24 protein-coding genes are annotated in these 26729 nt (G+C 40.6%); 10 read left to right on the forward strand and 14 right to left on the reverse strand.

Annotation, left to right across the window (positions count from 1 at the left end; translation table 11 throughout):
• Positions 1-129: 129 nt before the first annotated feature.
• The 3 genes from A3860_RS31015 to A3860_RS31025 all read left to right on the forward strand — a co-directional run bounded on the left by A3860_RS31015 (position 130) and on the right by A3860_RS31025 (position 5664).
• Positions 130-555, forward strand: a complete 426-nt coding sequence (locus tag A3860_RS31015) for a DUF1801 domain-containing protein (RefSeq protein ID WP_081154033.1) — start codon at positions 130-132, stop codon at positions 553-555.
• Positions 556-842: 287 nt separating this feature from the next.
• Entirely contained in the window at positions 843-4022 is a 3180-nt protein-coding gene (locus A3860_RS31020) for a SusC/RagA family TonB-linked outer membrane protein (protein WP_081154035.1), read from the forward strand.
• Positions 4023-4035: 13 nt separating this feature from the next.
• Positions 4036-5664: a RagB/SusD family nutrient uptake outer membrane protein gene (locus tag A3860_RS31025; protein ID WP_081154038.1), complete on the forward strand. Its 1629-nt coding sequence runs from the start codon at positions 4036-4038 to the stop codon at positions 5662-5664.
• A 137-nt stretch (positions 5665-5801) separates the two neighbouring features.
• Here the strand turns inward: A3860_RS31025 and A3860_RS31030 are convergent, their stop codons facing one another.
• Positions 5802-6164 (reverse strand): response regulator, encoded by a 363-nt coding sequence (locus A3860_RS31030; RefSeq protein ID WP_081154040.1) that lies wholly within the window; start codon positions 6162-6164, stop codon positions 5802-5804.
• A 246-nt stretch (positions 6165-6410) separates the two neighbouring features.
• Positions 6411-7079, reverse strand: coding sequence for a helix-turn-helix domain-containing protein (locus tag A3860_RS31035; RefSeq protein ID WP_081154042.1), 669 nt, complete (start codon positions 7077-7079; stop codon positions 6411-6413).
• A gap of 114 nt (positions 7080-7193) precedes the next feature.
• On the opposite strand from A3860_RS31035, the gene A3860_RS31040 reads away from it, so the two are divergent.
• The gene (locus tag A3860_RS31040; protein ID WP_081154044.1) at positions 7194-7400 is read left to right on the forward strand and encodes a hypothetical protein; all 207 of its coding nucleotides are present in this window, start codon (positions 7194-7196) and stop codon (positions 7398-7400) included.
• A gap of 299 nt (positions 7401-7699) precedes the next feature.
• Here A3860_RS31040 and A3860_RS31045 read toward each other — a convergent pair whose 3' ends face one another.
• Both A3860_RS31045 and A3860_RS41320 read right to left on the reverse strand, forming a co-directional pair.
• Positions 7700-8359, reverse strand: a complete 660-nt coding sequence (locus A3860_RS31045; RefSeq protein ID WP_143774344.1) for a S24 family peptidase — start codon at positions 8357-8359, stop codon at positions 7700-7702.
• A gap of 335 nt (positions 8360-8694) precedes the next feature.
• Positions 8695-8838 carry a hypothetical protein gene (locus tag A3860_RS41320; RefSeq protein ID WP_158085423.1) on the reverse strand — a complete coding sequence of 48 codons (144 nt, stop codon included), beginning with the start codon at positions 8836-8838 and terminating at the stop codon, positions 8695-8697.
• 318 nt (positions 8839-9156) lie between these two features.
• Between A3860_RS41320 and A3860_RS31050 the strand changes: the two genes are divergently transcribed.
• From A3860_RS31050 to A3860_RS31065, 4 genes are all read left to right on the forward strand, one after another.
• Positions 9157-9534, forward strand: coding sequence for a helix-turn-helix transcriptional regulator (locus A3860_RS31050; protein ID WP_081154048.1), 378 nt, complete (start codon positions 9157-9159; stop codon positions 9532-9534).
• 323 nt (positions 9535-9857) lie between these two features.
• Entirely contained in the window at positions 9858-10307 is a 450-nt protein-coding gene (locus A3860_RS31055; RefSeq protein ID WP_081154050.1) for a hypothetical protein, read from the forward strand.
• Positions 10308-11149: 842 nt separating this feature from the next.
• Positions 11150-11623: a MauE/DoxX family redox-associated membrane protein gene (locus A3860_RS31060; protein WP_081154052.1), complete on the forward strand. Its 474-nt coding sequence runs from the start codon at positions 11150-11152 to the stop codon at positions 11621-11623.
• Between the two features lie 147 nt (positions 11624-11770).
• Entirely contained in the window at positions 11771-12124 is a 354-nt protein-coding gene (locus tag A3860_RS31065; protein WP_081154054.1) for a hypothetical protein, read from the forward strand.
• Between the two features lie 101 nt (positions 12125-12225).
• Here A3860_RS31065 and A3860_RS31070 read toward each other — a convergent pair whose 3' ends face one another.
• The 8 genes from A3860_RS31070 to A3860_RS31105 form a co-directional block, all read right to left on the reverse strand.
• Positions 12226-14694 carry a zinc-dependent metalloprotease gene (locus A3860_RS31070; protein ID WP_081154056.1) on the reverse strand — a complete coding sequence of 823 codons (2469 nt, stop codon included), beginning with the start codon at positions 14692-14694 and terminating at the stop codon, positions 12226-12228.
• A gap of 62 nt (positions 14695-14756) precedes the next feature.
• A complete protein-coding gene (locus A3860_RS31075) occupies positions 14757-16133 on the reverse strand; it encodes a RagB/SusD family nutrient uptake outer membrane protein (RefSeq protein WP_081154058.1) in 1377 nt (458 codons plus the stop codon).
• Between the two features lie 37 nt (positions 16134-16170).
• On the reverse strand, positions 16171-19752 hold the full coding sequence (locus A3860_RS31080) for a SusC/RagA family TonB-linked outer membrane protein (protein WP_081154059.1): 3582 nt from the start codon (positions 19750-19752) through the stop codon (positions 16171-16173).
• A gap of 223 nt (positions 19753-19975) precedes the next feature.
• Positions 19976-20260 (reverse strand): hypothetical protein, encoded by a 285-nt coding sequence (locus A3860_RS31085; RefSeq protein WP_081154061.1) that lies wholly within the window; start codon positions 20258-20260, stop codon positions 19976-19978.
• A 260-nt stretch (positions 20261-20520) separates the two neighbouring features.
• Positions 20521-21111, reverse strand: coding sequence for a sigma-70 family RNA polymerase sigma factor (locus tag A3860_RS31090; protein ID WP_081154064.1), 591 nt, complete (start codon positions 21109-21111; stop codon positions 20521-20523).
• 26 nt (positions 21112-21137) lie between these two features.
• Positions 21138-22358 (reverse strand): FecR family protein, encoded by a 1221-nt coding sequence (locus A3860_RS31095; RefSeq protein ID WP_081154066.1) that lies wholly within the window; start codon positions 22356-22358, stop codon positions 21138-21140.
• A gap of 147 nt (positions 22359-22505) precedes the next feature.
• On the reverse strand, positions 22506-23102 hold the full coding sequence (locus tag A3860_RS31100; protein WP_081154068.1) for an RNA polymerase sigma factor: 597 nt from the start codon (positions 23100-23102) through the stop codon (positions 22506-22508).
• 450 nt (positions 23103-23552) lie between these two features.
• Positions 23553-23765: a hypothetical protein gene (locus tag A3860_RS31105; RefSeq protein WP_081154070.1), complete on the reverse strand. Its 213-nt coding sequence runs from the start codon at positions 23763-23765 to the stop codon at positions 23553-23555.
• Positions 23766-24285: 520 nt separating this feature from the next.
• Here A3860_RS31105 and A3860_RS31115 point away from each other — a divergent pair.
• Positions 24286-24726: a hypothetical protein gene (locus tag A3860_RS31115; RefSeq protein ID WP_081154074.1), complete on the forward strand. Its 441-nt coding sequence runs from the start codon at positions 24286-24288 to the stop codon at positions 24724-24726.
• A gap of 12 nt (positions 24727-24738) precedes the next feature.
• Here A3860_RS31115 and A3860_RS31120 read toward each other — a convergent pair whose 3' ends face one another.
• Both A3860_RS31120 and A3860_RS40745 read right to left on the reverse strand, forming a co-directional pair.
• The gene (locus A3860_RS31120) at positions 24739-25056 is read right to left on the reverse strand and encodes a protease inhibitor I42 family protein (protein ID WP_158085424.1); all 318 of its coding nucleotides are present in this window, start codon (positions 25054-25056) and stop codon (positions 24739-24741) included.
• Positions 25057-25176: 120 nt separating this feature from the next.
• The gene (locus tag A3860_RS40745; RefSeq protein ID WP_216823551.1) at positions 25177-25341 is read right to left on the reverse strand and encodes a hypothetical protein; all 165 of its coding nucleotides are present in this window, start codon (positions 25339-25341) and stop codon (positions 25177-25179) included.
• Between the two features lie 507 nt (positions 25342-25848).
• On the opposite strand from A3860_RS40745, the gene A3860_RS31125 reads away from it, so the two are divergent.
• On the forward strand, positions 25849-26729 hold an 881-nt coding region (locus A3860_RS31125; protein ID WP_216823552.1), incomplete at its 3' end, for a hypothetical protein.

The raw sequence follows: 26729 nt of genomic DNA on the forward strand, positions 1-26729 counted from the left end.
AAGAAGTACGAGGTAGGAAATTCGCGATCTTCCTACTTCCTACTTCTTATTTCAGTTTCTAAAATAATCAGAACTCCACTCCTTATACAAAAGCTGGTTAGCTAATTCAGGCAATAAAACCAACACATCATGGCCAAATCAACCAACAAAACAACGGAGACCAGCAACAGCGTTGACAATTTTTTGAACGCAGTAGCTGATGAAGCCAGGCGCAGCGATTGTTTTAAACTGGTGCAGCTTATGCAACAACAAACCGGCTTTACAGCTAAAATGTGGGGCCCCGCCATTGTTGGTTTTGGCAGCTATCATTATAAATATGAAAGCGGGCGGGAAGGCGATGCGCCATTGGTCGCCTTCTCGCCCCGGGCCAGGGAGATCGCCCTTTACCTCGCCATGGACCCAACCGAAAAAGTACAATTGCTGTCGAATTTCGGTAAACACCGGGCTAGCGGAGGCTGTGTATACCTAAAAAAGCTGCAGGACATTAATATTGAAGCACTTGGTAAACTCATAACGACTTCGGTAAGGCACCTGAAGCAAAAATATCCCGCATAATTCCCCAATTATTTCCCTGATCACCGTCATATTAACTGCCATAAATGCAGCAGTTGCGAACAACTGTTTGTCATTATAAGTGCGAGGCCTTCGCTACTCACAGGCAAAGCTCAATATTCACTAGTCTTACAAGTATTCGAATTCAGGTGAATTCGACCTCATCTTGGCACTTCCATTTTCAATCCCTGCCCGCGGCAATCTTACCCGGAAAATCAGAATGGTTATGGTAATCTCCGTGCTTGTCATTACCGGGGGAACTTTTATTCTTTAACCAATAACATGAGACTATGAAGAAACTGTTAGCATGTCTTTTAATGACTTGTATGCTATCTACAGCATACGCGCAAACAAAAACAGTAACGGGAAAAGTTACTGACGCCACCGGCACCCCATTGCTGGGGATCTCTGTAACCATCAAAGGCACTATGTCGGGCACCACCACTGCAGAAGACGGAACGTTTAAACTAACGGTCCCTGAAAATGCGGTGCTGGTTGTTTCGGGCATTGGTTTTGAACCAACGGAATTGAGTGTACGAAACAAAACCGCTTTTGATGTAATGTTGACCACCGAAATTAAATCGCTCAGCGAAGTGGTAGTAACCGGTACCGGGGTTGCTACGGAAAAGAAAAAATTATCAATCGATGTAGCGAGTGTAGGTAACAAAGACCTTTCCAAATCGGCCATTTTATCAATTGATCAGGCGCTGATAGGGAAAGTGGCCGGCGCGCAAATTCAAACCAATTCAGGCGAACCCGGGCAAAAAGCGAATATCATTCTGCGTGGCATCAATTCCCTGGGCTCTTCAACCCCCATTATACTGGTTGATGGCGTTCAGGTAACTGATATCAATGGGCTCGATGTATCGAACGTTGACAAAGTGGAAATTGCCAAGGGACCTGCAGCCGGTATGCTGTATGGTGCACAGGGCGCTAATGGCGTTATTCAAATATTTACCAAAAAGGGCAGCCGCAACAAAGCACCCAGCATAACGCTGCTGTCGAAGGTAAGTATCGATAAGGTCATACTGGGGAAAGACAAAACCCTCAGCGCCAAAAACCACCACTTTCAACAGGATGCCAATGGCAATATCCTCGATCGCAACGGCGCCATTTTAAAACCCGATAGCCTGGGTATGTGGCCCGAGCCAGCCGAGCTGGATTTTAATACCGATTTCAATTTGAAGAACGACAAAACGTATCCTTCCAATTTACCCCTGTACAATCACCTTGAACAAGCTTACCAAACAGCCGTTTCAACCACCAATTCATTAGGTATTTCGGGCGGTGGCAATAAAACAGATTATTCATTTACGCTTTCGCACATTGATCAACAAAACGTATTAAACAACCACCTCCGCCGTACCAACCTTTCGGCCAACCTGGGCTTTGAATTATTTAAAGGATTCACTGCCCGTAACAGCACACAGGTAATTTTACAGGATGAAAATCTTTTATCAGGAACTTACAACGTTACAGACCGTATTAAATTCAACGTTGACGACCTGTTCAAAGGAACCAACAACAACCGGTTCGAGATGATCAACTCCTACCCCTGGATCGATTTTAAATCAAAATATGCGGGTACCGACTTAACGGTTGTACGTCCGCGCGATGAAAACCAGTTGAATGTATTATCAGAAAAAGACTGGCACTCAAGGTACAGTAAAGATACCCGCATCATCAACAACAGCAACCTGAACTATAAGTTCCCGCACTTTCTTGAGCTCGACTTTAAATATGGGATAGAATTATGGAATTCAGAATACCAGGACCTGTACAAGAACCAGGAAAAGGCACCCCAGGTGGCACTCGGCTTTTGGGGAGCTACGCCCAAGGGCTCTGTACGCGATGACCATTCGAAATCAATTTATCAGAACGCATTGTCGACCGTATATGTAAGGACCGATTTCAAAAAAGATTTCAAAATGGATGTGCCCATCACCACCACCACCCAGGTATCTTATGACTGGCGCAAACTGGAATACAATTCCTTTTATGCACAAGGACTTAACCTGCCGCAATATCCACCGGCCAATATTTCATCGGCCGCACTCAAAACCAGTGGCGATGGTAGTTTTGAATACATCACCTTCGGTTACCTGGTAAACCAGACCATTGACTTCGGTAGTTTATTTGGTATAACAGGCGGCTTGCGATCCGACTACAACTCGCAATTTGGCGATCAAAAGAAACCATTCACGTTTGGCCGCGGAACCGCTTATTTCAGGCCTTCTGAAATATTACAGCTGCCTTCGCTCACTGAGTGGAAGATACGGGCTGCTTATGGCGCCGCCGGTATTCCGCCCAATGAATTTGACGGACAGTATTATTCGCGCCAAACCACCCTCAGTTCGCAACAACTGGGCGAAAGCGTTGGGCTTTACCTGCCGAATATTCTCGGAAATAAAAACCTGCAGGTACAGGAAGTGCGCGAAATGGAAGTGGGTACCGATATTACCATCGTTCCTAAATCAAAAGAATGGTTTAACCGGATCAATTTGTCGGTTACCTACTGGCATAAAAGCAACAAGAACAATATTCAATATGTAGATCTGGCTCCTTCCAGTGGCGCTCAGCAAATACCCGATAACCTGATCGACCTTACCGTAAAAGGCGCCGATGTTAGCCTTGATGCCAATATGTTCACCAATAAAACGGTTGACTGGACGCTGGGCGTACGTTTTGGCACATTCAAGACCAAAGTAGATAAGGTAGCCAATGGCCGTGATTTTGTAAGTGGTTTGTTCATTGTAAAACAAGGCGAATCGCTGGGTAATTTTTATACGGTAACGCCGCTGACAAGCATCGATCAAACCCGGCCCGCCGATAAAACCAGGTATATATCTGATGCACAGGCCAGCAATTACGAAATTGCAGATGGTATTGTAGTGAATAAAACCACCAAACGTGCCGTGCTTACCGATGCCACCGACCAACGTATAGTCGGTAATGCCTATCCTGATTTCACCATGACGTTTATCAACAATGTTACGCTGTGGCAGAAATTGAATATTTCCATGCAGTGGGACTGGTACCATGGCAATGAAATTTACAACCTTACCAAACAATGGATGTACCGCGACAGATTGCAAAAAGATTTTGATAAGTCCATCACCATCAATGGAGAAACAGGGGCCTTTGTGAATTTTTACAACAGTTTGTACAATAGCGTTCAACGTACCGGCTGGTTTGTTGAAAAAGGGGCCTTCTGGCGCATGCGCGACCTCACGGTGACCTATCAGCTAGGCAGTGCATTGAAAGTGCCCTGGATAAAAGGCATTGCCATTACCGCTTCAGGCAGAAACCTGTTAACGATCACAGATTATGAAGGATTGGACCCCGAAGCCACTTCGGCCCAGGACAGTCAGGGTAACCGCACCGTTGGCGCAGGATCGAATATTGGGGCAGACTATTTTTCAATCCCCAACCTGCGTTCGTATCAGTTTGGCATTAACCTTCAATTCTAAAATCTAAGATTGTATGAAACGATATTTGATATATATAACAATTATTGCCATCATAGCAGGCGCCTGTAAAAAGAGCACCCTTGAATTGAACGATCCCAATAATCCAACGCCCGACCAATCATTGATCACCGAGGCCGGGTTACAGAATTTTTCATTGGGCATTCTTCAAAAAATGATGGCGAATGTACCCGACGAGGGTAAAACCAATATTTTCCATATAGCATTAACCAACCACAGCATCATGGGCGATGAGGCCTATGTTCCTTATGGCAATTATGGATTGCGGTGGGTTGACCAGGTTTACAAGATCACACTGCCCAGCGGTACGGTGATCACTAACCCCAATGGTGTTGATCAAAAAACACAGCTGAAAGGATTTGATTCAAGAGATGCGGGGGAACGCAATGCGTTCCTGTACGAATGGGCTTCCTGTTATTATATCATTGGGCAGGCCAATCAACTGCTGGCAGCGCTCGATAACCCGGCCCTCACCCTCACCGGGGATGCTACAAACAAGAAGAACATTTTCAAAGCCTGGGCATTATGGTGGAAAGGCTATGCTTATTCGCGCATTGGCTCCATGTACCTGGCCGGTGTTATCACCAATGATGTTGGTAAAACAAACGGTGATTTTGTTGACCATACAGCCATTATGGCCGAAGCAGATAAAGTATTGACCGATTGCCTCACCACGTTAAATTCGGTTTCAGCAGGGGCCGACTACAATACTACCATGACGGCCATTGTAGCTTCTTTTGATGATAACAAGAAGATTGTAACAACCGATATGTGGAAACGGCAGGTGTATTCATTACAAGCCCGCAATTTACTGGTGAATAAGAAAATACCGGAGATGACCACAGCCAACTGGCAGCAGATCATAACGCTTACCAACCAGGGCATACAGGCCACTGATAATGTCTTTAAGTTTGGGATGGACCCCAGCGGCAGCAATGATGTAAGCCTGGGATTCTACCATCCCTATGCATTTATTGGTGAAGTGCAACAATTTTCATTTGTAAGCGAACGCCTGGTACAGGAATTTAAGGCCAATGATAACCGGTTGAAGAAAGGGTTTGTTCCTTTTTCGGTACCTAAAGTAAATGAAAGAGGCCGCGGCTTACAGTTTGGTACGCGGTGGAATCCGGTATTTATTGAAAATGGCGGGTTGTATGCCACCGGGGATAACAGGGGTACCGTTCCCTGGGCATGCAGTTATGAAGAAAATGCACTGATGAAAGCAGAAGCGTTGATACGTACCGGTAGTACAGAGCTTGGTTTGCAACTGGTTGATGCGGTGCGTGATTTCCAGAATTCCGGTCTGGCGCATGTGGCCGGCACCAGCTTAAATGCAACGCAGGCCCTCGAAGAATACAGGCGCGAAAGAAGAGTTGCGCTCTTCCTGTGGGGCACCGCATTTTACGATGCAAGGCGCTGGGGTGTTACCAAACCAGCTGCACAAGGCGGTGGCAGGGCCAATGCCATAGTTATTGTTCCCGGCAATTTGTTGAGCCCCCCACAATCGGGTTCAATACCCACCCCCTGCTTTATGGAGTATAATTATATGGATTACTGGGATGTGCCCCAGAACGAACTTGATTTTAATACACCGGGGAATATCAATATCCCGTTAAAGAATTAAGACTATGAAATAAAGATCTTTTCCTGTTGATGTAAGGTTGTTTGCGAAGGCCAGCTCTCCTGCCACTCCTCTCAAAAGGAGTTATTGGTGGGAGAGCTTTTTTAATATAGTAGGTTGAACGGGCGTCAACGGGCTCATTAACCGATCATGCTTTTAACCGTTGAAACGAGTTGATCGCCCACTGCATCTTTTGACAGCAAGGCAGTAGCGCCCGACCGCTTCAGATAGTCGGCATCGTGGGCATTGTTTGAATCGAATAATACGATAGGAATATGTTGATAGGCAGCATGCAGGCGAATGGAATTAATAAGCCCCAACCCATCGAGCTTTGGCATATTCAGGTCTGTAATGACCAGGTCAATATGCTGGCCGTCGAAATGCTTCAGGGCATCCTGACCATCAATACCAGCCAGGGTAGTATAGCCTTCCTGCTCAAGGGTGAACCTTATCATCTGCACTACAAAATCAGAATCATCAACTATCAGAACGGTTTTATTCATAAAAAGGAGATTTGGATTTCAACAGGCCGTTACAACATTGTTGTTGCAGCAACTGTAAAAACAATCTAACGCCTGAGATGGCCGGAACTCCTATTTGCGGGATGGTAATTATTAAGCGGTTACTGGTTTATATGTAGCCTGCCAATGTGTAACCACTATAGTTGAGATGTGTATGAAAAGCGAGATGTGCTGACGGCAGCGAAAGCAAACGGTAACCGGCAGGGGGGCAACAATTAGGGTAAGTACTTATTTTAAAAAACGGGCTTCCACACTAAAGATGGCCAGCACATCGTCCCAATTACGGCTGATCTCAGGATAATTTTTATTTTCGGCCGTTAGTATAATGCTGTTGGTTTCGGATGAAGGGCGCACCTTCCTTAATAGGCCTTTTTTGTTCTTATCAACTATATAATAACAATAACCGGCGTTAATGATCCTGGTAAAGCGTAGTTTTTTGAGTGCAATATGGCCGCCGTTCTTATAATCTGGTTCCATGCTATCATCCGTGATGGGGATCACACAATCCACAACGCCTATAAATGGTGCTTCAATTTTCCAGCCAACCAAAACGGGTTTATCCTTTACCGTTATAACAGAACCGGGAGCGTTATTATTATCAGTTATAGAAAGGGCGTCATCGTCCTGGGCCAGAAAAATACCGCACAGGGCAGCAGGAGCAGCTTGAATACGTTGGGTAGAACCGTTGGAGCGGGGTTCTTCATAAACATGGCCAGTAGCATTTTCCATTTTATCGAGATACTGAACCAGTTTAGTATATAATGTAAAGTCGCTGGGCTTGGTACCTTTTTCCCACTTATAAAGATTCTCTTTAGAAATGCCGGTTGCCGCAGCAACAGCGGGCATTTTTATTTTCTTTCGTTTCCTGAACTCTTTTAACCTGATGCCAATTTCCATTGATAAGAATCAATTAAGTGAGAATTAGTAAGAAATTACACTTACACATTATACAAAATGGAATATTTTCCATTATCTTTATATAGCAAAATTACTGTACCAAATTAAGAAATAATGAAACTCAGCCAAAAAGCATTAAAGGCAATCAATAATCCAGTTACCCGTCGCCGCTTGATGGATGTGCTTGGCTGTACGGAGTTCACTATTGCCAGATACATTCAAAAGAACAGTGATAACCTTACCAAAGCAGCAGCTTTACAGGTAATTAGAGAAGCAACCGGGCTACGGGACGAAGAGATACTGGAAGTGGAAAAAAGTTAGCCGGTATATCAATAAAGGGCAAAACGATTAAACCATTCCATGATCCGTTCTCTATTGGTTTGTTTTCCAATTTCTTCCACACTGTTTAAATGAATAAAACAGGCCCAAATATTTCTGGACCTGTTTTATTTAAACAAATTACAATTTGCATTGAAGCACGCACGGTACACTTTACCAGAGAATTTCTATTACTTAAAACAATTAAGCAATCGTGCTGTACTAAAAAGCTTAAAAAAAAAGTTGTGTATTTAGTTTAAACCGGGAAGAAAAGGGTCAACTTTATGAAATTGTTATATATTTTAATATTTTAATATTCCTGCAATGACGCGGAAGATAGCTTCAATTTGCGTCCATTGGCGGTGAATAGGCGGGAACTTTTCCTGATCGGGGTTATCAGAGACCAATCGTAAGCTGTTATCAGTTTCGCCCTGGTAAATGCGCCGGACAATGCCCTGCCAGTTTTTATCGATGAGGTAGTAGTGTAATCCCCAATCAAGAATTCTGTAATCGTTCAGGCGAATGATGCCTACCCGGCAACCGTTTATAAAAGTGGGCGCCATGCTTTCGCCGGTTACTTCTATTACGCCTTCTACCGGCCCCAGGAAGGGCGCATTGATGCGGTCGACAATTAGTTCAGGTTCATTATTGTGGAAGGTAATGGTGCCGGCAAGGGCTTTGCCTTCGGTTTGCGGAACAGGTAACCGGTTGCGGTTCAACGGCAGACGCAGGGTAGCAGGTTTTTGGTTCTCTATTTCAAGCTGTTCTTCTTCCAGCTTGTTTTCCAGTTTATCGAGATATGCCTTCAATTTGAAGTAATCGTTCAGGTCGCTTGGTTTGGTACCTTTTTCCCATTTATATAAAGTTTCCTTTGCAATACCGGTGAGGGCTGCAATGAAAGGCATCTTCATCTTTGACCTTTCCCGGAAGGCTTTCAGTCTTTGTCCGATGTGATAATCCATTGAATTGTAATTCAGGGCTACAAGGGTTAACCAGCAAATACGCTTGACCTGGAGCAAATAATGTAATTCTTTACAAAATATCAGTAAAACAGGGTTTAATTGTAAACCCGTCCACTGACCTGGTTTCCAATACAAAGGTATAAATTCTAATAAATTCCACTATTTATTCCGGCAAATCTGGAACTTTATTGATCGCCGTCATTTATACACTTCCTGAACAGGTTCTTTAAAATAATATAATATCCCTGTTACAACCACTACAGAACGTTCAGGCAATTAACAGGCTGGTGCAGGGAGTACGCCAGGGATCACAAATTGTTAACCGATGACAATTGTCAGAATGGTGCCAAAACACCGGCGCCTGGTGTGGGCAAAGATGCAAGCACTAACGGTATCGCTGAGCAGAAATAGCTGGTAATGGGCGCATTGTGGGCCACCATGGCATCACGCATCTGCGCCAGCGCTTTGAGCCGAAGCATCGGTTAGCGCAAGGCAGGTGAATATGTGCAATAAAAGGTTAACAGAGAACGAATAACCGAAGATTGGCATTAGTATGCTGAAAATGAAAAAATTAAGTATACCGGTGTTGCGTATCCCTACCGCGCCGGTATACTTTTAATATTTAATTAAATAAATGACCTTTATCATTATCAGAAAAAAAACTACATTTGATTTGTAGCGACTCCTCCCCTGCTAATAAATGTCCGTCCTTATAAAACAGTATTTCCGGTATTGATATAGTGACACAGTTCAAGGCATAAGCGCACAATAATAAACCTTTATCTTAAAATTATCGTATGAGCCAGAAACGTTTGAGGAGCACATTCCAGGAGGCCATTCATTCCATTAAAGACTACATTGACCAGCATCCGCTGGAAATTAAAACGATCGAGGAACTCATTCTCAAAACACATTCACAAATCGGTATCAATTTGCTTCACCAGGGATTCCGGCAGTTGTACGGGACCAGGATCAAGGAGTATGAGCTTAGGAAAAGGCTGGAAGCCGCGGCAAGTTTGCTGCAGAACGATGAGTTCACCATGCAGGAGATCACTGCCAAATGCGGTTACAGTTCACAGAGTTCGTTTGTACGGGCGTTCAAGGACGTACATGGTATTACACCGGGGCAATGGCGTAACCGGTACGTTCAACTGTTATTTCAGGATCCATACTAACCATCACAAACTTATTGGTATTGTATCAACAAGCTGTTGCAGGCAGATCATTATACATGCAATGGGGGGTGATGATTTGCCTGCGGCAGTGATGCGTGATACATTGTCTACTGCTTTTCGCTGAACTGCAGATGGGGATTGTATTGTGCAAATAGAAGAAACAAAGGTGTGATTTTGTATAAAAAAAGTGCAAACGGGAGAAATTCACGGTCGTAACTTAAGCCCCGGTGAAAACGAATACAATTTAACTTTGTATAACAGGGCGGGCCGAAAACCTGTAAGAGAGTAGGCGTATCGTTAACTATTAAAACCTTATCATTATTATGAAGCGCTTGAAAGTTCGTTTAGCTTCTGTAACCTTTTCTCTTCTAATTGTGTCAGCTTTCCCCTATGCTACACATATTAAAAAACCAACTACAACAGTTACCTATTATTATAACTGTGGCACAGGCTTATCACGTGGTACAATTAATCCAGGCACTCAGGTCTTAATTGAAAGCGAAGTAAAGAAGGCCGCTAATTGGGTCACTGCATTCCATGCAAGCAGCCCGGGTGGCAATCTTAACTCCATAACATTTGACCAGGAAACTGACAATGTTTCTGATGGAATCGCAGATGGTCAATATTCACTTCAGGAAGCAATTGATGCTGTATGGACAGAATATACCAGGAGTTCACAATTTAATCTGCCTGCAAATGGCAACTGTTTTACACCGCCTGTAGAAGGCGCATCAGCAATCTGTATTGGAAGAGCGGCTGGTGATTGCAGATAAAATAATCATCGTGTGATTTTGTATAAAAAAAATGCAAACAGCGAAAATGTAGGAATGTAAATTGCAACAGCTAATTGATAGAGCAATTGAAACGGATCTAAGAAAAGAAATCACAGAAAGAAACAACAGTCATCAGGAGATATACCAATCAACAACGGCCTTTCTTGATCTATTATAGAAGGTTTTTAACAGTGGCTTGCTGTGCTGCCTTTTTTATTTAATTAAGGCACCCTGCAGTAAGCTAGACTAACCAACAGCAGTACTTTTGAAATTATAACGCCAATATCTATCACACTTGAAACGTGTAAAAATGGTAAAAAAAAATGCAAATGCGATAAATTTAGTGAGCTATCTTGCATACACAATAGCACGCACAAGTACAGAACCGATTATAATATTTCAACTACCAAAACGCGGTTCACGAGATATAAGCCTTCTAATAATGAATGATTCAGTTTGCAATTAATTTCCGTAACGCCAGCCCATAGATTCTTAGGCAGCAATGCCAGCCGTAACAAGCAGAAGAACCTTTACATACATACTCATTAAACTATTATAGAAATAGTTAACCGGGATGATTTTGCCCGGAGATAAACCTTAGTGATATGAAAAATAAAACCTTATCAGGCAAAACGCGGTTCACGAGATATAAGCCTTCTAATAATGAATGATTCAATTTGCAATTATTTTCCGTAACGCCAGCCCATAGATTCTTAGGCAGTAATGCCAGCCGTAACAAGCAGAAGAGCCTTTACATATATACTCATTAAACTATTAAATAGTAATAGTAACCGGGTGGATTGTGCCCGGAAATAAACCTTATCTAAGTCAATTCCTTTATTATGGAAAACATTATCACTGTAAGAAATTACCGAAAAAAAAGGATCTTTATTGAAATAGCTGCTGCGATCCTTTTATTATTTTTTGCACACACCGCTATTGATAATTTTCTAAATAGATTAAGTTTAAGAAACTTACTTAGAATTTTACCAATTACTTATAATAAAGCTGACTTTCTCTCGTGGGCAATTCCTATAATAAAATCAATTACAGTGTTATTATTATTTTTTCCACGCACCCGGATATCAGGAATAATTTTATCGATTATAATAACTATGATTTTCACTGGCTATTTACTTTATACACCGAGACTGCCTCATGAATTTGGAGGAATACTTAATTATATAAATTTTACGCAGCATCTAATTCTAATTAGTTTCTTAAGTATCTTATCAATATCTATGTTTATTCTAAATAGGAATACGTTGAATAATGTTGATAAGAAAGCAAACAATGGCACGGCAATATTTACCTAAATAAAAACTGATTGCGCAATATAAACTTGTCTTAGTTGCAAATAGGACAAACGGAATAGCCTGCTTCCGAACGCATTATGTAGGCAAGGCGTTATGCTGAAAAGCCTTAATAGAGTAAGCAATTCATTAACTATTAAATTATCTTTTATGAAAAAGTATTTCTTCAGCTTAGCAGCTTTAGCATTGGCAATTGGATTTAGCTCATTTACAGGAAAAAGAGCAATTGACCAATGGTTCAGCTATACTCTTTCTACTAATACTGGCTTCGATGTTCCTTCAAACTATAATTCTAGCGTAAGCGAACCATCAAATCCTGGTGGTGACAACAATGTAGTCAACGCTATTAAAGTTGATAGTGGTACTGAAGTTTATGGAGACCTGGATACATATCCTGGCAAACCTAAAGTAGATGTTACTGGTTCTGGTACTATCAATGCAGCTATATCTTCTGCAATAAGCAGCCACACAGAGCAAGCAAACAGAGTAACTTTGAAGCCATAAGATAATTGTATCGTATAGATGCAATTTTAAGCACAAAGCTAGAAAGGTAAAACCTTTCTAGCTTTGTGTTTTCAAATTTTATAGACCGTAGAATAGATTTATCATTTCATTTCCAAAGCCTTTTTTAAGCGATCACGCACATCTACCAAATGGTCTTTTGAAATCTCATCTTTGTATAATGGCAGTACAGCATTGATTTTCAAAATCAAGTCCCTCATATTGGCTTTTAATAGAGATACGATATCAGTCATATTGTTCGCAGTATAGAAATTATAATAACCCAAATTATCACCTTTATAAGGACTAGAAACTATAATTAATTGATCGACAAAAACTTTTTGTAAATTCCTACGATATATATCAATTGGCTTATGATGTGATAATTCACTCCAAATCATTGAGTTCAGATCATTGAAAAAATCTTGTGGTGAATATGAGCTTTTAACACTATTGGTTTCAAACCAAAGCAAATTGCTGAGCACATTATGAGACAATAATTTTTCAAGAACAGATTTTTGCAAATAAATAAGCTTAAATACACCTCCTGATTCAGTGAGAGCAAACACCTCTTTATCAAGTATCCAAGCAGGAGTACTAAATATTTGCTCTTTGAGAAATTGCATGGCAGCTTTTTGCCTTTCTCGACTGGGGTAATCTACTACAGGCCCCTGTTGTTCGACAGTCTTTGGCGTACGCATAGAGCCACCAACTATGTCAGTCACATGAAAAAGATATGTTTTAAATTGATCTACGACACCATTATACATGCGTTTTAAGGAAGAATAATCCTCATTAGGCTCGGTTGTCCATTCAATTAGATGAGACATGATCCGTTTCAAGTTCATTATACCATAATTACTTGCCATTATTGCATCGTCACTTAGGTCCTCTGATTGAACTCGAGGATCAGCGATGTTATTCTCACTTCCAAACCAATATCGCTTGTCGTTCAATTTGTGCACAACCCATTGATTAAGGTATGCTTTCTCTTGTTCTTCGGTTTTGAAATCAGGAAACCACCGATACCCCCATTCAATTGCCCATTCGTCATATGCACCTATTCGTGGAAATAAACCTAATTCGGAAATACTATCTTGTGGTTGCGCAACATAATTAAATCGTGCATAATCCATTATAGAAGGAGTATGACCATTTGCCTCTACCCATTTTTTATTTCTCAGACTATCTACCGGAACAGTAGAGCTAGATCCAAAATTGTGCATCAATCCTAAAGTATGTCCTATTTCATGAGAACAAACATACCGAATCAGTTTTCCCATAAGTTGATCATTAAAATGCATAGTCCGCGCATTAGTATCTACAGCTGCACATTGAATAAAATACCAATCCCTCAGCAGCTGCATTACATTGTGATACCAGTTTACATGCGTTTCCAAAATTTCTCCACTTCGTGGGTCATTTACGTGTGGACCACTAGCGTTCTCCACCTCAGAAGGCTTATATACAATTGCATTATGCCTGGCATCTACCAAGCTCCACTCAGGATCGTTAGTAGGAGCTTCAAGTGCATATATTGCATTTTTAAATCCAGCCTTTTCAAATGCTTTTTGCCAATCATTAACTCCTTGAATTAAATATGGCACCCATTTTTTAGGAGTATTAGGGTCTATATAATACACAATAGGGTTTTTGGGCTCTACTAGCTCACCATTTTTATATTTATCTATGTCTCCTGGTTTGGGCTCCATCCTCCAACGATTAACCATACGTAAAAGGCTTACATGTTGGGGATCTGCGTCATAATCAGCAAAACGCGTAGTAAAGTATCCAATTCTGTCATCAGCATACCTGGGTTTCATAGGTTCCTTCGGAAGTAGAATCATCGAACTATTTAATTCATAAGTTGCAAATAAACCTTCTCTCCTGACATATGTTTTTATAGTACGAATTTCAATATTTAGTGGAAACGATTGTACTTTGCTAATATAAGATTTATCCGATTGCATAGCCTTAAGCATAAGGGCATTTCGATTCTCTGATTCAAAAAAGAATACATCATTATCTGAGCTCAGGTAATCCGTAAGGTCAATAAGTACACCTTTATTATCGGGGGAAAAGGCTTTGATATCAAACGCAGCTGTAATGGAAGGAAGATTGTTCATTGAAAGCGAATTGTACAGGCCATTGTTTGTGCTATCCTTAGATTTGCTAAAAATAAACACACTTTTGATAAAAACTTTATTTTGAGGCCCGCGGACAAACCGAATCATATTCTTTCCAATAATATCACCTGAAAAGCCATATTTACCTAAATCACTAACCAGTCCCCAGGCAGCTGGCCCCTTCACAATTCTGTTTACAACAAGAATGTCCCTATCTAATAAAGAATCTGGAATTTCAAAATAGTACCTGTCTGTAACCTTATGAACTTTAAAAAGTCCAATACTAGTTAACGCATTGTTTGTTACTACTTCATTATAAGACTTAGGCTTTCCAGTAATACTTGTATCTCTGTTGCCAGATAAGACAATTACTGTATTAACACTTATTTGTGCATAGGAAGCAATAAATAAGTTAATGGCCAATGCTATCAAGTATAACCTCTTCATCGAATATGCTATTTAATTCTTTAAATATTATACATCTCAGTAAAATTCAAATAAAAAAGGGCTTATCTTACATTTTGTGGCAAGTGAGTAATAGTAATAATCTCCTTGGGAATTAATAATGTCCATCGTGTGTCATTCGCAGGCAATAAATAGGATGTGCCATTAAGCATTCTACTTAAATTTATATTAGCTCCGTCTAAATTAAACCGCCTTAAGTCAGACCATCGAACTCCTCGAAAACACAGCTCCTTTCTTCTTTCCATTAATATTATGTTAAGCGCATCTGAAGCACTCACAGCTGTGAATGGTACAAAACTGCCATTATTCTTCCACCGTTTCCCTATTAATAAATTTAAGTCCGCTAATGCAGCATCTTTGTTTCCAGCCCTTGCAAAACATTCGCTACGGATCAAATACATTTCATCAGTTGCTATTCCATCAAAAGGCATATACTCCCCTTGTCTCGATGCATAACTACCTTGAAAGCCAAACGTGCCATCACTATTTGATTTGAAGAATACAGTTTTGCGCAAATCATTTGTGTTATACAATTTATATAATACAGAATCAATTTTTGCTCTGGAATTATTTAATGCTGGGGTATATCCGGGGTGATTATAATAAATAGTTTCTTTATTAAATTGAGCTATAGGCGGGTTTCCTACTGGTACAAGGGTATTAAAATCTATCAGACTATTGTATTTTTGCAAACATAGGTCAGCGTAATAACTTGCATTTGTATAGTCACGCATTGACAAATAAGTCCTTGCAAGAGCTCCATAGGCAGCAGTCTTATTAGGTCGAGTTGGAAAAGCTGTAGATTCTGGTAAAAGCTCTGCTGCTGCTTTTAAATCACTAATAATTTGGTCATATGTTTTTTGAACTGTTGAACGTGTAGACTTTTCTTCAATATTAGAAGATAAACGTAAGACAATCCCCATATCATTTGCAGCATCAGAAGAATACCCTGTACAATACAATTGAGCTAACTCCCAAAATGCAAACGCTCTTATATAAAGAGCAGCGCCCTTTATATTATTATAATTAGTTCTTTCACTTTCATCAAAATCAATTTGCGCTAACTGATCCAGCACAACATTCGCGTAATATACCGGGTGCTGATATGTTTGGTTCCAATTGCTCAAATAGCTAGCATCCTTGTCCCAGATATAATTTAATCGATCGTATTCATCAGGCAATGATTGCCAAGCCGAGGTTGTTAAATAGTAATCATCCGCTACCATATCAAGCAACTGTGGGCCAAATTCATTGATTTGATCATGCCTATCTAGCAAAGCTTGTAAATCAGCCAAAGTAGAAGGTACTACTTGTGATTTATTGGGTTTTAAATCCAGATACTTTTTACAAGCCGTTAGACAAAATATACTTATTACAAGTATTAAAACATTATATGACTTTATAAAATAGTTATACCGCATAATAGTACTTATTTAATTTAAATTACTTGGTCAATTCTCAAAAGTTGATAGCAGCTCCAACAGTCCAAACTTTCGAGGGCAATAAGCTACTAGTAGAATAATCTGGATCGAGATTAACTTTTTCTTTTTTCCAAATAATAACATTCAAATTATTCGCATATAAATACAACTGAATATTCTTAACGGGAATAGTTTTTAAAGTTCGATTATCCCATGAATATGAAAGTCGAACATCTTGTAAACGGATATTATCCCCCCTTTTTACGTTTACTTCTGAATTTGCATAAAATAGATCTCTGTTATTATTGGCAGGATATACCATAGAAGGAACGGTAGTAATATTTTCATCCCCGGCTTTTTGCCAACGCAAAGAATAATCTGAATGGCTCGCCCAACTACTAAAAAGAGTTGAATAGTTTATAGTTGTCTTCCTAAAATAATAATCTAGCCTATATGTAATATTAGCTGAAATTGATAAGTTTTTCCAAGAAATAGTATTTAATAAAAAGCCGGAGTATAGGGGTATGGCAGAACCATGGAATACTTGATTTTGAATTGAATCGCTGAAGATGCTGGTATAACTTTTACTTACTTGTTTGTTCAAATATCCTTGTGGATCACCTGTAGAAGGATCAAGTCCAGCCCATTTATAACTTGAAATTCCCCATGCAATTTGCCCTTCAGAAGGATTGAATCCATAACTAATAAAATCACTGGCTTTAAAACCTCCTCCGTAATATTTTGTAACTATTGTTTTGTTATATCCTAGTCCAAAATTACTTTCCCATTTGATAACCCCTGAGATATTTATGGAATGAAGATTTAAATCAATCCCATTCCCTTTAAGAGATGCTGCATTTATAATAAACTCATTTACTCCTGTTGTTGGATCAATCGGCGTGGATGCTATTAAATCCGTTGATCGTTTTTGAAACCACTGTAAACTTCCTGATATTCTATTTTTTAAAACATTGAAGTCCATTCCAACATTTGTCATTCTTACCTGCTCCCAACGTAGGTCAGGATTTGGTGGATCTCCCATAACAGCAGTACTCAAATTGGTATAACTTGCAGGAGTCGCGTCATAAATGATTGTCGGTAACCCTGAACGCGAATTATCTACATTACCACTATAGCCATATGATGCGCGCAATCGGACAGAAAGAATTCTATCTATTTTATAAAATTTCTCTTTTGATAGATCCCAACTTCCGCCAATTGACCAAAGCGGTTTCCATTTGTTATTTGTATTTACACCAAACACATTGGCTCCATCCTTTCTTCCACTTAAATATATATTGTACCTATCAAAAAGAGTATATGAGGCATTTGCCAGTAGAGAAACAAATCTATTGGTAATTCCATCGTTAATAACACTACCTTGTGGAATTCTTGTACTAGCCGTTATATTACGAAATATTGGGAAAGCGGATAAATAATCAAGCCCTGTGGTATAAGTCCCAATTTCGTTATTATAACCATAAAAACGATTCCGATTGGAAGAACTCTTACTTTCTGAAACTTCTCCCGCTATTATGGCTGTCAAAACATGATCACTTGTCCATGACTTATTTACATTAAACTGCCCGCGCATGTATTTATTAGTGTTGCTCGTATTTGAAACATCTAAAATCCCCCCTATTGGAATAGGATTACGAAGATTTGGAGTAGTGGCATTTAAATTTGTAAACCTATTAATCAAATCGCGTGTGGAAAAAGTTTCCAATCCTTGCAAATTGCGATTTACCCCTGACTGTTGGGAGAATTGATACTTAAAATCTGCATTTAACCAATGAGTAATTCGAATATTTGCGCCAAAATTTAGAAGAGCAAATTGAACTTTCGTTACATTATCAACAAAATTCATTTCATAAAGAGGCCTGTAATGCCAATCTAACATTCTACCTCCCCCAGCAGTGTCTGCAAAAAGGCTCCCATATCCATAAGGAATAGCTAAGGGGTTTCCATTTTGATCTGCTAATTGTGCATATGGGTATATCTGGCTTTTAGAAAATGCTGAGGCGGAACCACCAGGAACTAAAGGATAAGAAATACCATCTGGCTTGATATTGCTTTGAGTATAATTGACACCAGCATTTAACTCAATTAATTTGTGCGGTCTAAAAGTGCTGCTTGTTTTAATAGTATATCTGTCATATCCTCCAGGTCCTTTTATACTTGAAGTATTGTGATCATATCCCAAAGAAACATCATAGGAGAAATTATTTGCACCACCACTAACATTTAGATAATTCTGAAGATTCATTGCTTTTCTGAAAATATACTTTTCAAAATCTTTCCGCACATCCAATTCTCTTAATGCATCAATTTGACTTGCAGAATCTGCCGCTGAAATCTGACCTAATTTTCTTTTATTTAAAATTTCTACAACTGGAGATATAACGGCCAAATGTTGATTTGCAATTTGAGCATTATAATACCCCTTGCTGAATAATAACTGTTCAACATCGATGAATTCTGAACTACTCATTTGAGGCAAATAATAGGGATCCGGCTTGTCCAATTGAGAAGTATTTGAAATGAAAGAAACACGAAGGGGTTGATTGTATTTTCCCTTTTTTGTTGTTATAACTATTACCCCATTGCCTCCCCTTGCTCCCCAAATTGATGCAGCGGCTGCATCTTTTAAGATAGTAATATCCTGAATATCGTTTGGATTAATGTTATTGACATCACCAGTAAACGGAAAATTATCTAAAATAATTAAAGGATCCGCCCTTGTTCCAGTAAGCGTGCTTATGCCTCTAATTTGAATTGGAGCATTCCCACTTTTTTTATTAAACAATACCCCAGGGACAGTACCATCAAGTCTGTTGATAATATTCATGCCTGCTCTTCTTTGATAATTTGCGCTATCTAATGAAGAAATGGAGCCAACAAACCGCTCTGGTTTTACATTTTGATAGCCTGTATTTACAGTTACAACAACATCACCCAATGCTGCTATTTTCGTCTTTAGATTTATAACCAACTCCGTCTTCCCGCTCACCTTCAACTCAAACGCCTCCATACTCACATGCGTAAACACCAGCACCGCATCCTGCTCAACCGTCGCCATCGAAAACTCGCCATTCTTATCAGTCATTGTTTTCTGGGTACTCCCCTTTACTGTAACAGTCACCCCCTCCACGGGATCCCCCTTCTCATTCACCACCCTTCCCCTAACATCAATTAAAGGAGGTGCATTAACCCCGGTAAGGGCCGCTATTACGCTCTCTGGCTTTATTGCCACACTCTTGCCCACGATCCTATATGACAGCGCCTGGCCCTTTAAACAGATGTCAAGGGTATTTACCAGCGAGGCTTTGTTCACCTGAAAAGTGACCTTCTTATCCTTAATTGTTTCATCCTTGTAAATGAATACAAAGCCGGTTTGCGCTTCAATTTGATCAAACACCTTTTCCAACGGGGCATTGCTCATGGAAAGGGTTATTTTCTCCTGCGCCACCCCTTTGGCGGAGACCTGTAAAGCAGCCGCAAACAATAAAACAGCAGTTAACTTCATGATCCGCAATGTTTTTGTCAATTCCCTTGTCAGTTGACATTGCCAGGGTTCAGGCCCGGCAATAGCAGCTTTGCCAGATACAAAATCTGTCATAGTTTTGTTGTGTTAGGTTAATTAATAATACGGCTTCAACGTTGATCTTAGTTAACCTCAATGCCGGTTGTGGTTACGACACAATCGGCAATTTTTTGCCTGGTTGTGGTGGTTAACTATTGCGGATTTGGTTATGGTTACAGTCGTGTTGGCAATGATTCGTTAGGAGAAGGTATGGTTATGATATTGGAATTTGTAGTGGTACATTATCGAACCTGACCGGTCAGCTGGTCAATACAGGAATAATAACCTGCCTGCCCCTGGTCAACACGTTGAAATTTTTTGTTCGAAACAATGATGTTTTTCCAATATAAAATGAAGTGATCCTGTTATTCAGGCAAACAGATAAGTAGGTATTTCCTGAATTGTTCGACTTGTAAGTAAAAGCCTCAGGATTGATAATTGTAGAAGAAGGTCCTTTTGCAACACAAAAGGAAATGGTAGCAGCGAAGCATATTGCGGTCATACCAATAACCAAACAGCGGCTTAACAATTGCCATTCATTCATTCGTAGCGGTTTTAACAGTTTACTATTCATGGTTGCTTCACTCCTCAGGCAGTAACAACCGTTTTTCATGGGTCAGATAACTCTTGTTGTGATGAGCAGTTGCACTAAGGCTGCCCCATCGTCTGTAACTTTTTAACCGCGAAAAACAGTGCTGCCGGCAGTATTACATAGGCGTTATCCAAATTCTTTCTACGCAATCTTTTCGGCAGCACGGTTTTCCAAATTTTCTATTCAGGCCTTAATCTGGTGTATCAGCTATTTTATGCAGCCCTTGACAGATCCAGTTCCCGGCTTACATATTGCTGTACTTTTTTCATGGCTATATTTATGCAGGCATCTATCGTATTTACTGATACCTTCATTATTTCTGCGATCTCTTTCCGGCCCAACCCCATGTCACGATAAATAAAAACCTTCTTTTGTTTTTCCGGTAGCTTTTGCACAGCTTTCAACGCGATCCGGTTTATTTCTTTTACCACTATTTCATCATCACAAAATTCGTCGGTATATGCCCGGCAGTAATTTTTATAATGTGGCTTCTTCCGTAATTCTTTCTTGTAATAATTATGACACCTGTTCCTTGTCATAATAAACAAATATCCCCGTACATTTTTCAACACCGCACTTAACCGGTCTAAGTGCTCCCACAGTTTCAGGAACACTTCCTGCGCCATATCTTCCGCTTCCTGCTTCGACCCTGTATATACATACGTATATTTATACACTTTGTACCAGTAATCTTTATAAATAGCATTGAAAAACTGCTCGTTTTCCGGCGTGCGCAGCCCGCTATTTTCTACGGTTCCATATGTACAAACCTCATTCATGTTGCTATCAGACTTTTCGTTCATACGTCACCACCAGGTGACATGAATTATCAGCCTTTTATAATTAACTTTTTTCCTTCAATTTTATAATTGACATCCAGCACATTCAATAGCTTCAGCACTTCGGTAAGGTTTGCATTCCGGTAGATCTTTCCACTGTATTCCTCATTGCTCACATTCCCTTCAAACACTACATCCACATCGTACCAGCGGGATATTTGCCGCATAATGGTTTTCAAATTCTCATTTTTGAAAAAGAACAACCCATTTTTCCACGCTACTTCCTTGCTGATATTTACTCCGGTATTTACTTTAATATTATTCTCCCCAACCTCTGCCTGCTCACCAGGTTTTATCATCACCTGTTGATTGCCCTGTTTCACTTTTACAGCTCCCCTTAACAGCGTAGTCTTTATCGGCCCTTCATCGGTATAGGAATTAATATTGAACACCGTTCCTACCACCTGCACCGTCATTCCATTTACTGAAACCTTAAATGGCTGACGGTCGTTATGGGCTATTTCAAAATACGCCTCGCCCGTAATTTCAACTCTTCTTTCCTGTTCATTAAATGCTACAGGAAAACGGATTGAAGAGGAAGAGTTGAGCCATACAGCGCTACCATCTGATAGCTTTACCGGATACATTTGTCCCCGGGCTGTTTTTAATGTATTGTACAATGTTTTCGATTCGTTGGTGGCACCCTTCTTATACACCAGTTGTCCATCGGTGTTCATCACCTGCATATTTCCCTGTTGCGCCAGTTGCTGGTTTCCTGCACTGTCTAATTCAATCGTTGAACCATCGCTCAAAACCAACTGGGCTTTGTACCCGCCCGGTGCTATATCGCTTTGTGTTGAGCGCTCAGCAGGCTGAACCTTGGCTACCTGTTGGGGTTTATCCTTCTTCAACAAAAACCAGGCGCCCGTTCCTATTACTGCTGCTACGGCAGCTGCAGCCGCTACGGTTTTCCAACTACTGTATCCTTTACGACGCATAGGTGTTACTATAGCACCGGGGAAAAGCATTTCCATAACCCGCTTCCTGGCAGCTTCCCGCGTTCCCTCTATCTCATGCCATTGGTTCAGCTTTGCCTGCAGTTGCTCATTGTTCGTTAGCGTGGTGAAAAGCCGTTCATTTTCAGGCGATGCATTTCTCCAGTTAGCCAGTATTGTTTTTTCTTCTTCGGTGATCTCTCCCTGGTTATGCTTCCATATAAGGCTGCTCATTTCGAACAACTCATCAGAAAGATTATAGGATTCTCCAGCCATTCATTAAGCTTTTAAAAATGTGATCTGATTAAGTTTATGCGCCCTGCCTTAACCGAAAAAATAACAATTTGGTAACCGTTACATAATAGAAACGGATGGCAGAGGTGGTTTGTCCAAAAAATTTTAAAATATTTTTTTTTAAGATCCTTACAGTTCCAAAGCAGCCAGCACAAGGCAAAAGAAAACATAGCCTTCCTGCGAAAATGCATGCTTCAAGTATTTGATGGCCAATGACCTTTGCGTAGTGACCGCACTCTCCGAAATTTTCAGCACAGAAGCGATCTCTTTTGTTTTGAGTCCCTTAAAATAGGTTAGAATGAAAATTTCGCGGCAGCGGTTGGGGAGCTTTTGTACCTCTTTATAGATCTTGTTGATGAGGTCTGATTCTATGATAAGATGGTCCGACTGTTTTACTTCATCTGCCGACAACAGGTGCGATTCATATTCCTTTTTTACTTCATTGAACCGTTGCCTGTACCGCAAATAATCAAAACACTGGTTACGGATAGTAATATATAAAAAGGCCTTTATGTTGTTATTCGATTGAAAGTTATCTTTTAAACTCCAGAATTTACGGAACACGGTAATTACAATATCCTGCGCTTCTTCCCGGTTGCTTACCAGCCGCTCGGCGAAGTATTGCAATTGAGTATAGTATTCGTTAAATAAATAATCGAATACCCGGCTGTCGTTGCGTTGCAAGCCGTCAATAATCTGCGTCTCCGTAAATTGGCTAGATTTCATTGATTACTCCTGCGGCATTCATAGGGGAACTGAACAAATTGTTTAATTTACTGAAAGACAATGCAATCAAAGGCAATGGGATGTACTGGCATCCATTGTAAATACTGCTGCAATTTGCGGCAGCCGGTTATAGGTTAATGATTAGTAGAGAGCGAGAATAAGGCGGATAGGTTATATGGGATCACAGCTACCCATACGGCACGAATTTAAGATGAAAAAATGGCTTATCCAATTGAGGCCCAATAGAAGAATTTCCACAATATCAAAGCCTCCGGATATTAAGTTACAAAAAATCGGCATTTCTTTTTAGCAGGCGCCCGATTTAGTTTTTTGAACTTATTAGTCCCGGCCGTTATATTTAAATGTGTACAACACAAATACAAAAAAAGCTACCCTGCTGCAACAGAATAGCTCTATCATGACGAAACTGTTCCTGACTTATTTTACGGCTTACATCTGCTGCGGGTTTTGAGCCAACCGCTTCATTTTCCTGATCATTCGCCCCGTACGCCGCCGTTGTGTATGCCGCGATACCCATTCTTCTTCCGGACTATGCTTTCTGCAGGATGGCCCTACTTTCCTGAGCTTTTTCCGCGGTATTTTTACTTTCTTTTTCTTATATCCGTGAGTTTTGACCTTTATCTCGTTTCTTTTTTTTGACATAACAATCGTTTTTTATGATGTTGACTAATATTAATGGTTAAGCCAATATCGGCAGCCCTAATCAGTATAACCTTATTCTATGTGCATCTTTTCTGAAGGAACGGAACTTTGAAAGTACTAATATCATTTCCAGGCAACAGGGAGTGCAGAAGGAATAACCCGTATCGATAAATGTAAATTACTGGTAATTCCGGTAACCCGCAAATCTGTTATAAAACCGGCATTCAAACCCCTTTAAAGTCTTGACATATATCATGAAATGATGAGCTTGTTGATTTATAACCCATCTTTTTCCCTTATTTTTATGCTACCCTTCATTCATGAAAAACCATCGGTTAATGGCACTGACATTGGTTACAGCATGTATCCTCAGCAGTTGTTTGTATCAGATGGGCTTTTCATACCTGCTTACAATGGCCGGTTCATAACCAGCCTTCCCTCTCGAAACTATAATTGAAAGTTTGTGGCGCCGCCTTACCAGCGGGCCTTCTGTTCATTAATCAAAACCTTGGGGACCTTCATGATGCACAACGTACCAAAACCGCTTAACAGCAACCGGCTGTTAGCAACCACCGCCTGTGTAGCTTTTCTTTTTGTATTGATCGCCGCCTGTAAAAAAGACAAAGGAAACGACTTTACCGGCAAGCTGATGAACAAATGGAGCCTTGTTCAGATCCTTGACACCGTATATTCATCCGGCGCGGCGCCCGTTCCCGCCAAATACGACGGTAAAACCGACGAGTACATGGACTTCAGAAAAGACGGCAAACTGTATTCGTTCATTCAAAGCACCTACGACACGGCCGGTTACACCTATTCAGAAGCGAATTTCAAGCTGAATGAAAAAGGATTTCAATACGAGATCCAGATCCTGACCGATAACACCATGGTGCTGCACGAACCGCATTTTACCACTTCAACGCTGGCCTATCATGCTTACAAGATCACGTTAAAGCGGTAAGCAATCAGGCTGTTATTGGATCTGGTAACTGATACTAAAGGTCTTCCCGGCTTTGGAGGCATCTTCCCAGGCACGGCGGTATATAAACCTGATAGATCCATTTTGCACCTGCGTTTGCGGGTTCAATTCAAATACATCCATGCCACCGGCGCCAACGCCCGCATCGGACTGGGTCGTGTATTGATGCGACACCATAAAATGATTATTCGGTTGCACTTCCCAATTATAACCCGTACCGGGGCTGCTGGGCAGCTTTATCACAATATGATCATCCATTTTCAATTGCAGCTTTTTTCCATTATCCGATTCGCTTAATTGATACTCCTGCATACAATGCATATTTATAAATGGAATAAAAACAAGAACGATAAAAATTACTTTGACAGGCCATATAGGCCGCGTCGCCTGAAGCGGGCAATAAGGGCTGTGCTTCCGGCGCAAACGTGTTGCTTACTGCTGATGGCAGTTCAGTGGGTATATTTTTTTTGGACATGTTATAATTTTGTTTTGTTCCTCTACAGAAAGTTCAAAGATCAGGTTGGAACCGGCATTCCAACTACCATCGTTTTGCAGCAGGCCGCTGCGAAGCGCATTCAGTTCTTCTGACTTGTTCATAAGCGCATGTTTTTAAAGGTTAATGAAAAATAAATGCAAATGCCTTCCTGCCCGTATACCTCGACCGGGAATTGTTTGCAGGCTATGTATGTATGTGCCTGCCGTTCGAAGCAAGGGCATACAGGATCCTTAACCGTTTTTTCAATGTGCTAACTGCCAGAGCTGCTTAAAAATCTGATTGGTTGAGAAGAAAAGTTTAGAAGGGATATACGGAACTGTTAGAATATTCTGCGTAAGCTACATTAAAAAATTTTAATAATCAATACCCAAAAGCGGTTATACCTGTTACACACCCGGCCAGTATACTCATGTATACATAACGCTAATTATCAACGCGGCGCTTTCATTCGATCAATGGTCCTGAATCTATTATCCACATTATTAATGAATTATAGCCACTTCATATACCAAAAAACAATTATAAACGTTTATAATAATAACACCCCTGTTTACAAGGCAACGTATTGAAAAACAGGAGGAAGTTCACCCTTTAAAAAACTGTACCCCATGAAGTACCAGCAAGTCGTATCGGTATGCTCCTATACCGGCATCGTAATTTTACTAGTCGCATGCCATTCTTCGCACACCACTGTTTACACCAATGCACCACCACCACAAACCAAAATAATTGTTGTTAAGGAACCACCGCGTGTTATAGAAAAAGTAGTGATCGTTAAAGAACAACAGCCGGTTCAACAGGTTGTGATCGTAAACAATACCCAAAACACAAACAACAATACAAGAACAAATACCAGTACCAATACTGGCACTACAACACAAACACAAGTCACTAATCCACCGCCAAAAACTTCTATTGGCAAATTTCCAACGGCCCAGCAGCAGTTGCAGAAAGAGCGCGAAGAAAAAGAGCGGGCTGAAAAAGACCGGTTAGCGAAAGAGCAGAAAGATCGTGAGGAGAAAGAACGTATTGAAAAAGAAAAAGGCGGCTTTGGTAACGGTGGCGGCTTTGGCCCCGGCGGAAGATTTGGACAGAAAGAGCGCGAAGAAAGAGACCGTATTGCTAAAGAGCAGAAAGATAAAGAAGATAAGGATCGCGCTGAAAAAGATCGCATCGCCAAAGAGCAAAAGGATAAAGAAGATAAAGAGCGCATAGAAAAAGAAAAAGGCGGCTTTGGCAACGGTGGCGGCTTTGGTCCCGGCGGAAGATTTGGACAGAAAGAGCGGGAAGAAAGAGACCGTATTGCTAAAGAGCAGAAAGATAAAGAAGATAAGGACCGGGCTGAGAAGGACCGCATCGCCAAAGAACAAAAAGATAAAGAGGACAGGGACCGTGCTGCTAAAGAGCAGAAAGACAAAGAAGATAAGGACCGCGCTGAGAAGGACCGCATAGCAAAAGAGCAAAAAGATAAAGAGGACAAAGACCGCGC

Source organism: Niastella vici, assembly GCF_002077945.1.
In the GTDB taxonomy this organism is placed as follows: domain Bacteria; phylum Bacteroidota; class Bacteroidia; order Chitinophagales; family Chitinophagaceae; genus Niastella; species Niastella vici.

What these genes read in the sequence shown, in the direction of transcription:
- A3860_RS31015 (WP_081154033.1), top strand. Translation starts at nt 130, where the DNA reads ATGGCCAAATCAACCAACAAAACAACGGAGACCAGCAACAGCGTTGAC.
- A3860_RS31020 (WP_081154035.1), top strand. Translation starts at nt 843, where the DNA reads ATGAAGAAACTGTTAGCATGTCTTTTAATGACTTGTATGCTATCTACA.
- A3860_RS31025 (WP_081154038.1), top strand. Translation starts at nt 4,036, where the DNA reads ATGAAACGATATTTGATATATATAACAATTATTGCCATCATAGCAGGC.
- A3860_RS31030 (WP_081154040.1), bottom strand. Translation starts at nt 6,164, where the DNA reads ATGAATAAAACCGTTCTGATAGTTGATGATTCTGATTTTGTAGTGCAG.
- A3860_RS31035 (WP_081154042.1), bottom strand. Translation starts at nt 7,079, where the DNA reads ATGGAAATTGGCATCAGGTTAAAAGAGTTCAGGAAACGAAAGAAAATA.
- A3860_RS31040 (WP_081154044.1), top strand. Translation starts at nt 7,194, where the DNA reads ATGAAACTCAGCCAAAAAGCATTAAAGGCAATCAATAATCCAGTTACC.
- A3860_RS31045 (WP_143774344.1), bottom strand. Translation starts at nt 8,359, where the DNA reads ATGGATTATCACATCGGACAAAGACTGAAAGCCTTCCGGGAAAGGTCA.
- A3860_RS41320 (WP_158085423.1), bottom strand. Translation starts at nt 8,838, where the DNA reads ATGCTTCGGCTCAAAGCGCTGGCGCAGATGCGTGATGCCATGGTGGCC.
- A3860_RS31050 (WP_081154048.1), top strand. Translation starts at nt 9,157, where the DNA reads ATGAGCCAGAAACGTTTGAGGAGCACATTCCAGGAGGCCATTCATTCC.
- A3860_RS31055 (WP_081154050.1), top strand. Translation starts at nt 9,858, where the DNA reads ATGAAGCGCTTGAAAGTTCGTTTAGCTTCTGTAACCTTTTCTCTTCTA.
- A3860_RS31060 (WP_081154052.1), top strand. Translation starts at nt 11,150, where the DNA reads ATGGAAAACATTATCACTGTAAGAAATTACCGAAAAAAAAGGATCTTT.
- A3860_RS31065 (WP_081154054.1), top strand. Translation starts at nt 11,771, where the DNA reads ATGAAAAAGTATTTCTTCAGCTTAGCAGCTTTAGCATTGGCAATTGGA.
- A3860_RS31070 (WP_081154056.1), bottom strand. Translation starts at nt 14,694, where the DNA reads ATGAAGAGGTTATACTTGATAGCATTGGCCATTAACTTATTTATTGCT.
- A3860_RS31075 (WP_081154058.1), bottom strand. Translation starts at nt 16,133, where the DNA reads ATGCGGTATAACTATTTTATAAAGTCATATAATGTTTTAATACTTGTA.
- A3860_RS31080 (WP_081154059.1), bottom strand. Translation starts at nt 19,752, where the DNA reads ATGACAGATTTTGTATCTGGCAAAGCTGCTATTGCCGGGCCTGAACCC.
- A3860_RS31085 (WP_081154061.1), bottom strand. Translation starts at nt 20,260, where the DNA reads ATGAATGAATGGCAATTGTTAAGCCGCTGTTTGGTTATTGGTATGACC.
- A3860_RS31090 (WP_081154064.1), bottom strand. Translation starts at nt 21,111, where the DNA reads ATGAACGAAAAGTCTGATAGCAACATGAATGAGGTTTGTACATATGGA.
- A3860_RS31095 (WP_081154066.1), bottom strand. Translation starts at nt 22,358, where the DNA reads ATGGCTGGAGAATCCTATAATCTTTCTGATGAGTTGTTCGAAATGAGC.
- A3860_RS31100 (WP_081154068.1), bottom strand. Translation starts at nt 23,102, where the DNA reads ATGAAATCTAGCCAATTTACGGAGACGCAGATTATTGACGGCTTGCAA.
- A3860_RS31105 (WP_081154070.1), bottom strand. Translation starts at nt 23,765, where the DNA reads ATGTCAAAAAAAAGAAACGAGATAAAGGTCAAAACTCACGGATATAAG.
- A3860_RS31115 (WP_081154074.1), top strand. Translation starts at nt 24,286, where the DNA reads ATGATGCACAACGTACCAAAACCGCTTAACAGCAACCGGCTGTTAGCA.
- A3860_RS31120 (WP_158085424.1), bottom strand. Translation starts at nt 25,056, where the DNA reads ATGCAGGAGTATCAATTAAGCGAATCGGATAATGGAAAAAAGCTGCAA.
- A3860_RS40745 (WP_216823551.1), bottom strand. Translation starts at nt 25,341, where the DNA reads ATGAACAAGTCAGAAGAACTGAATGCGCTTCGCAGCGGCCTGCTGCAA.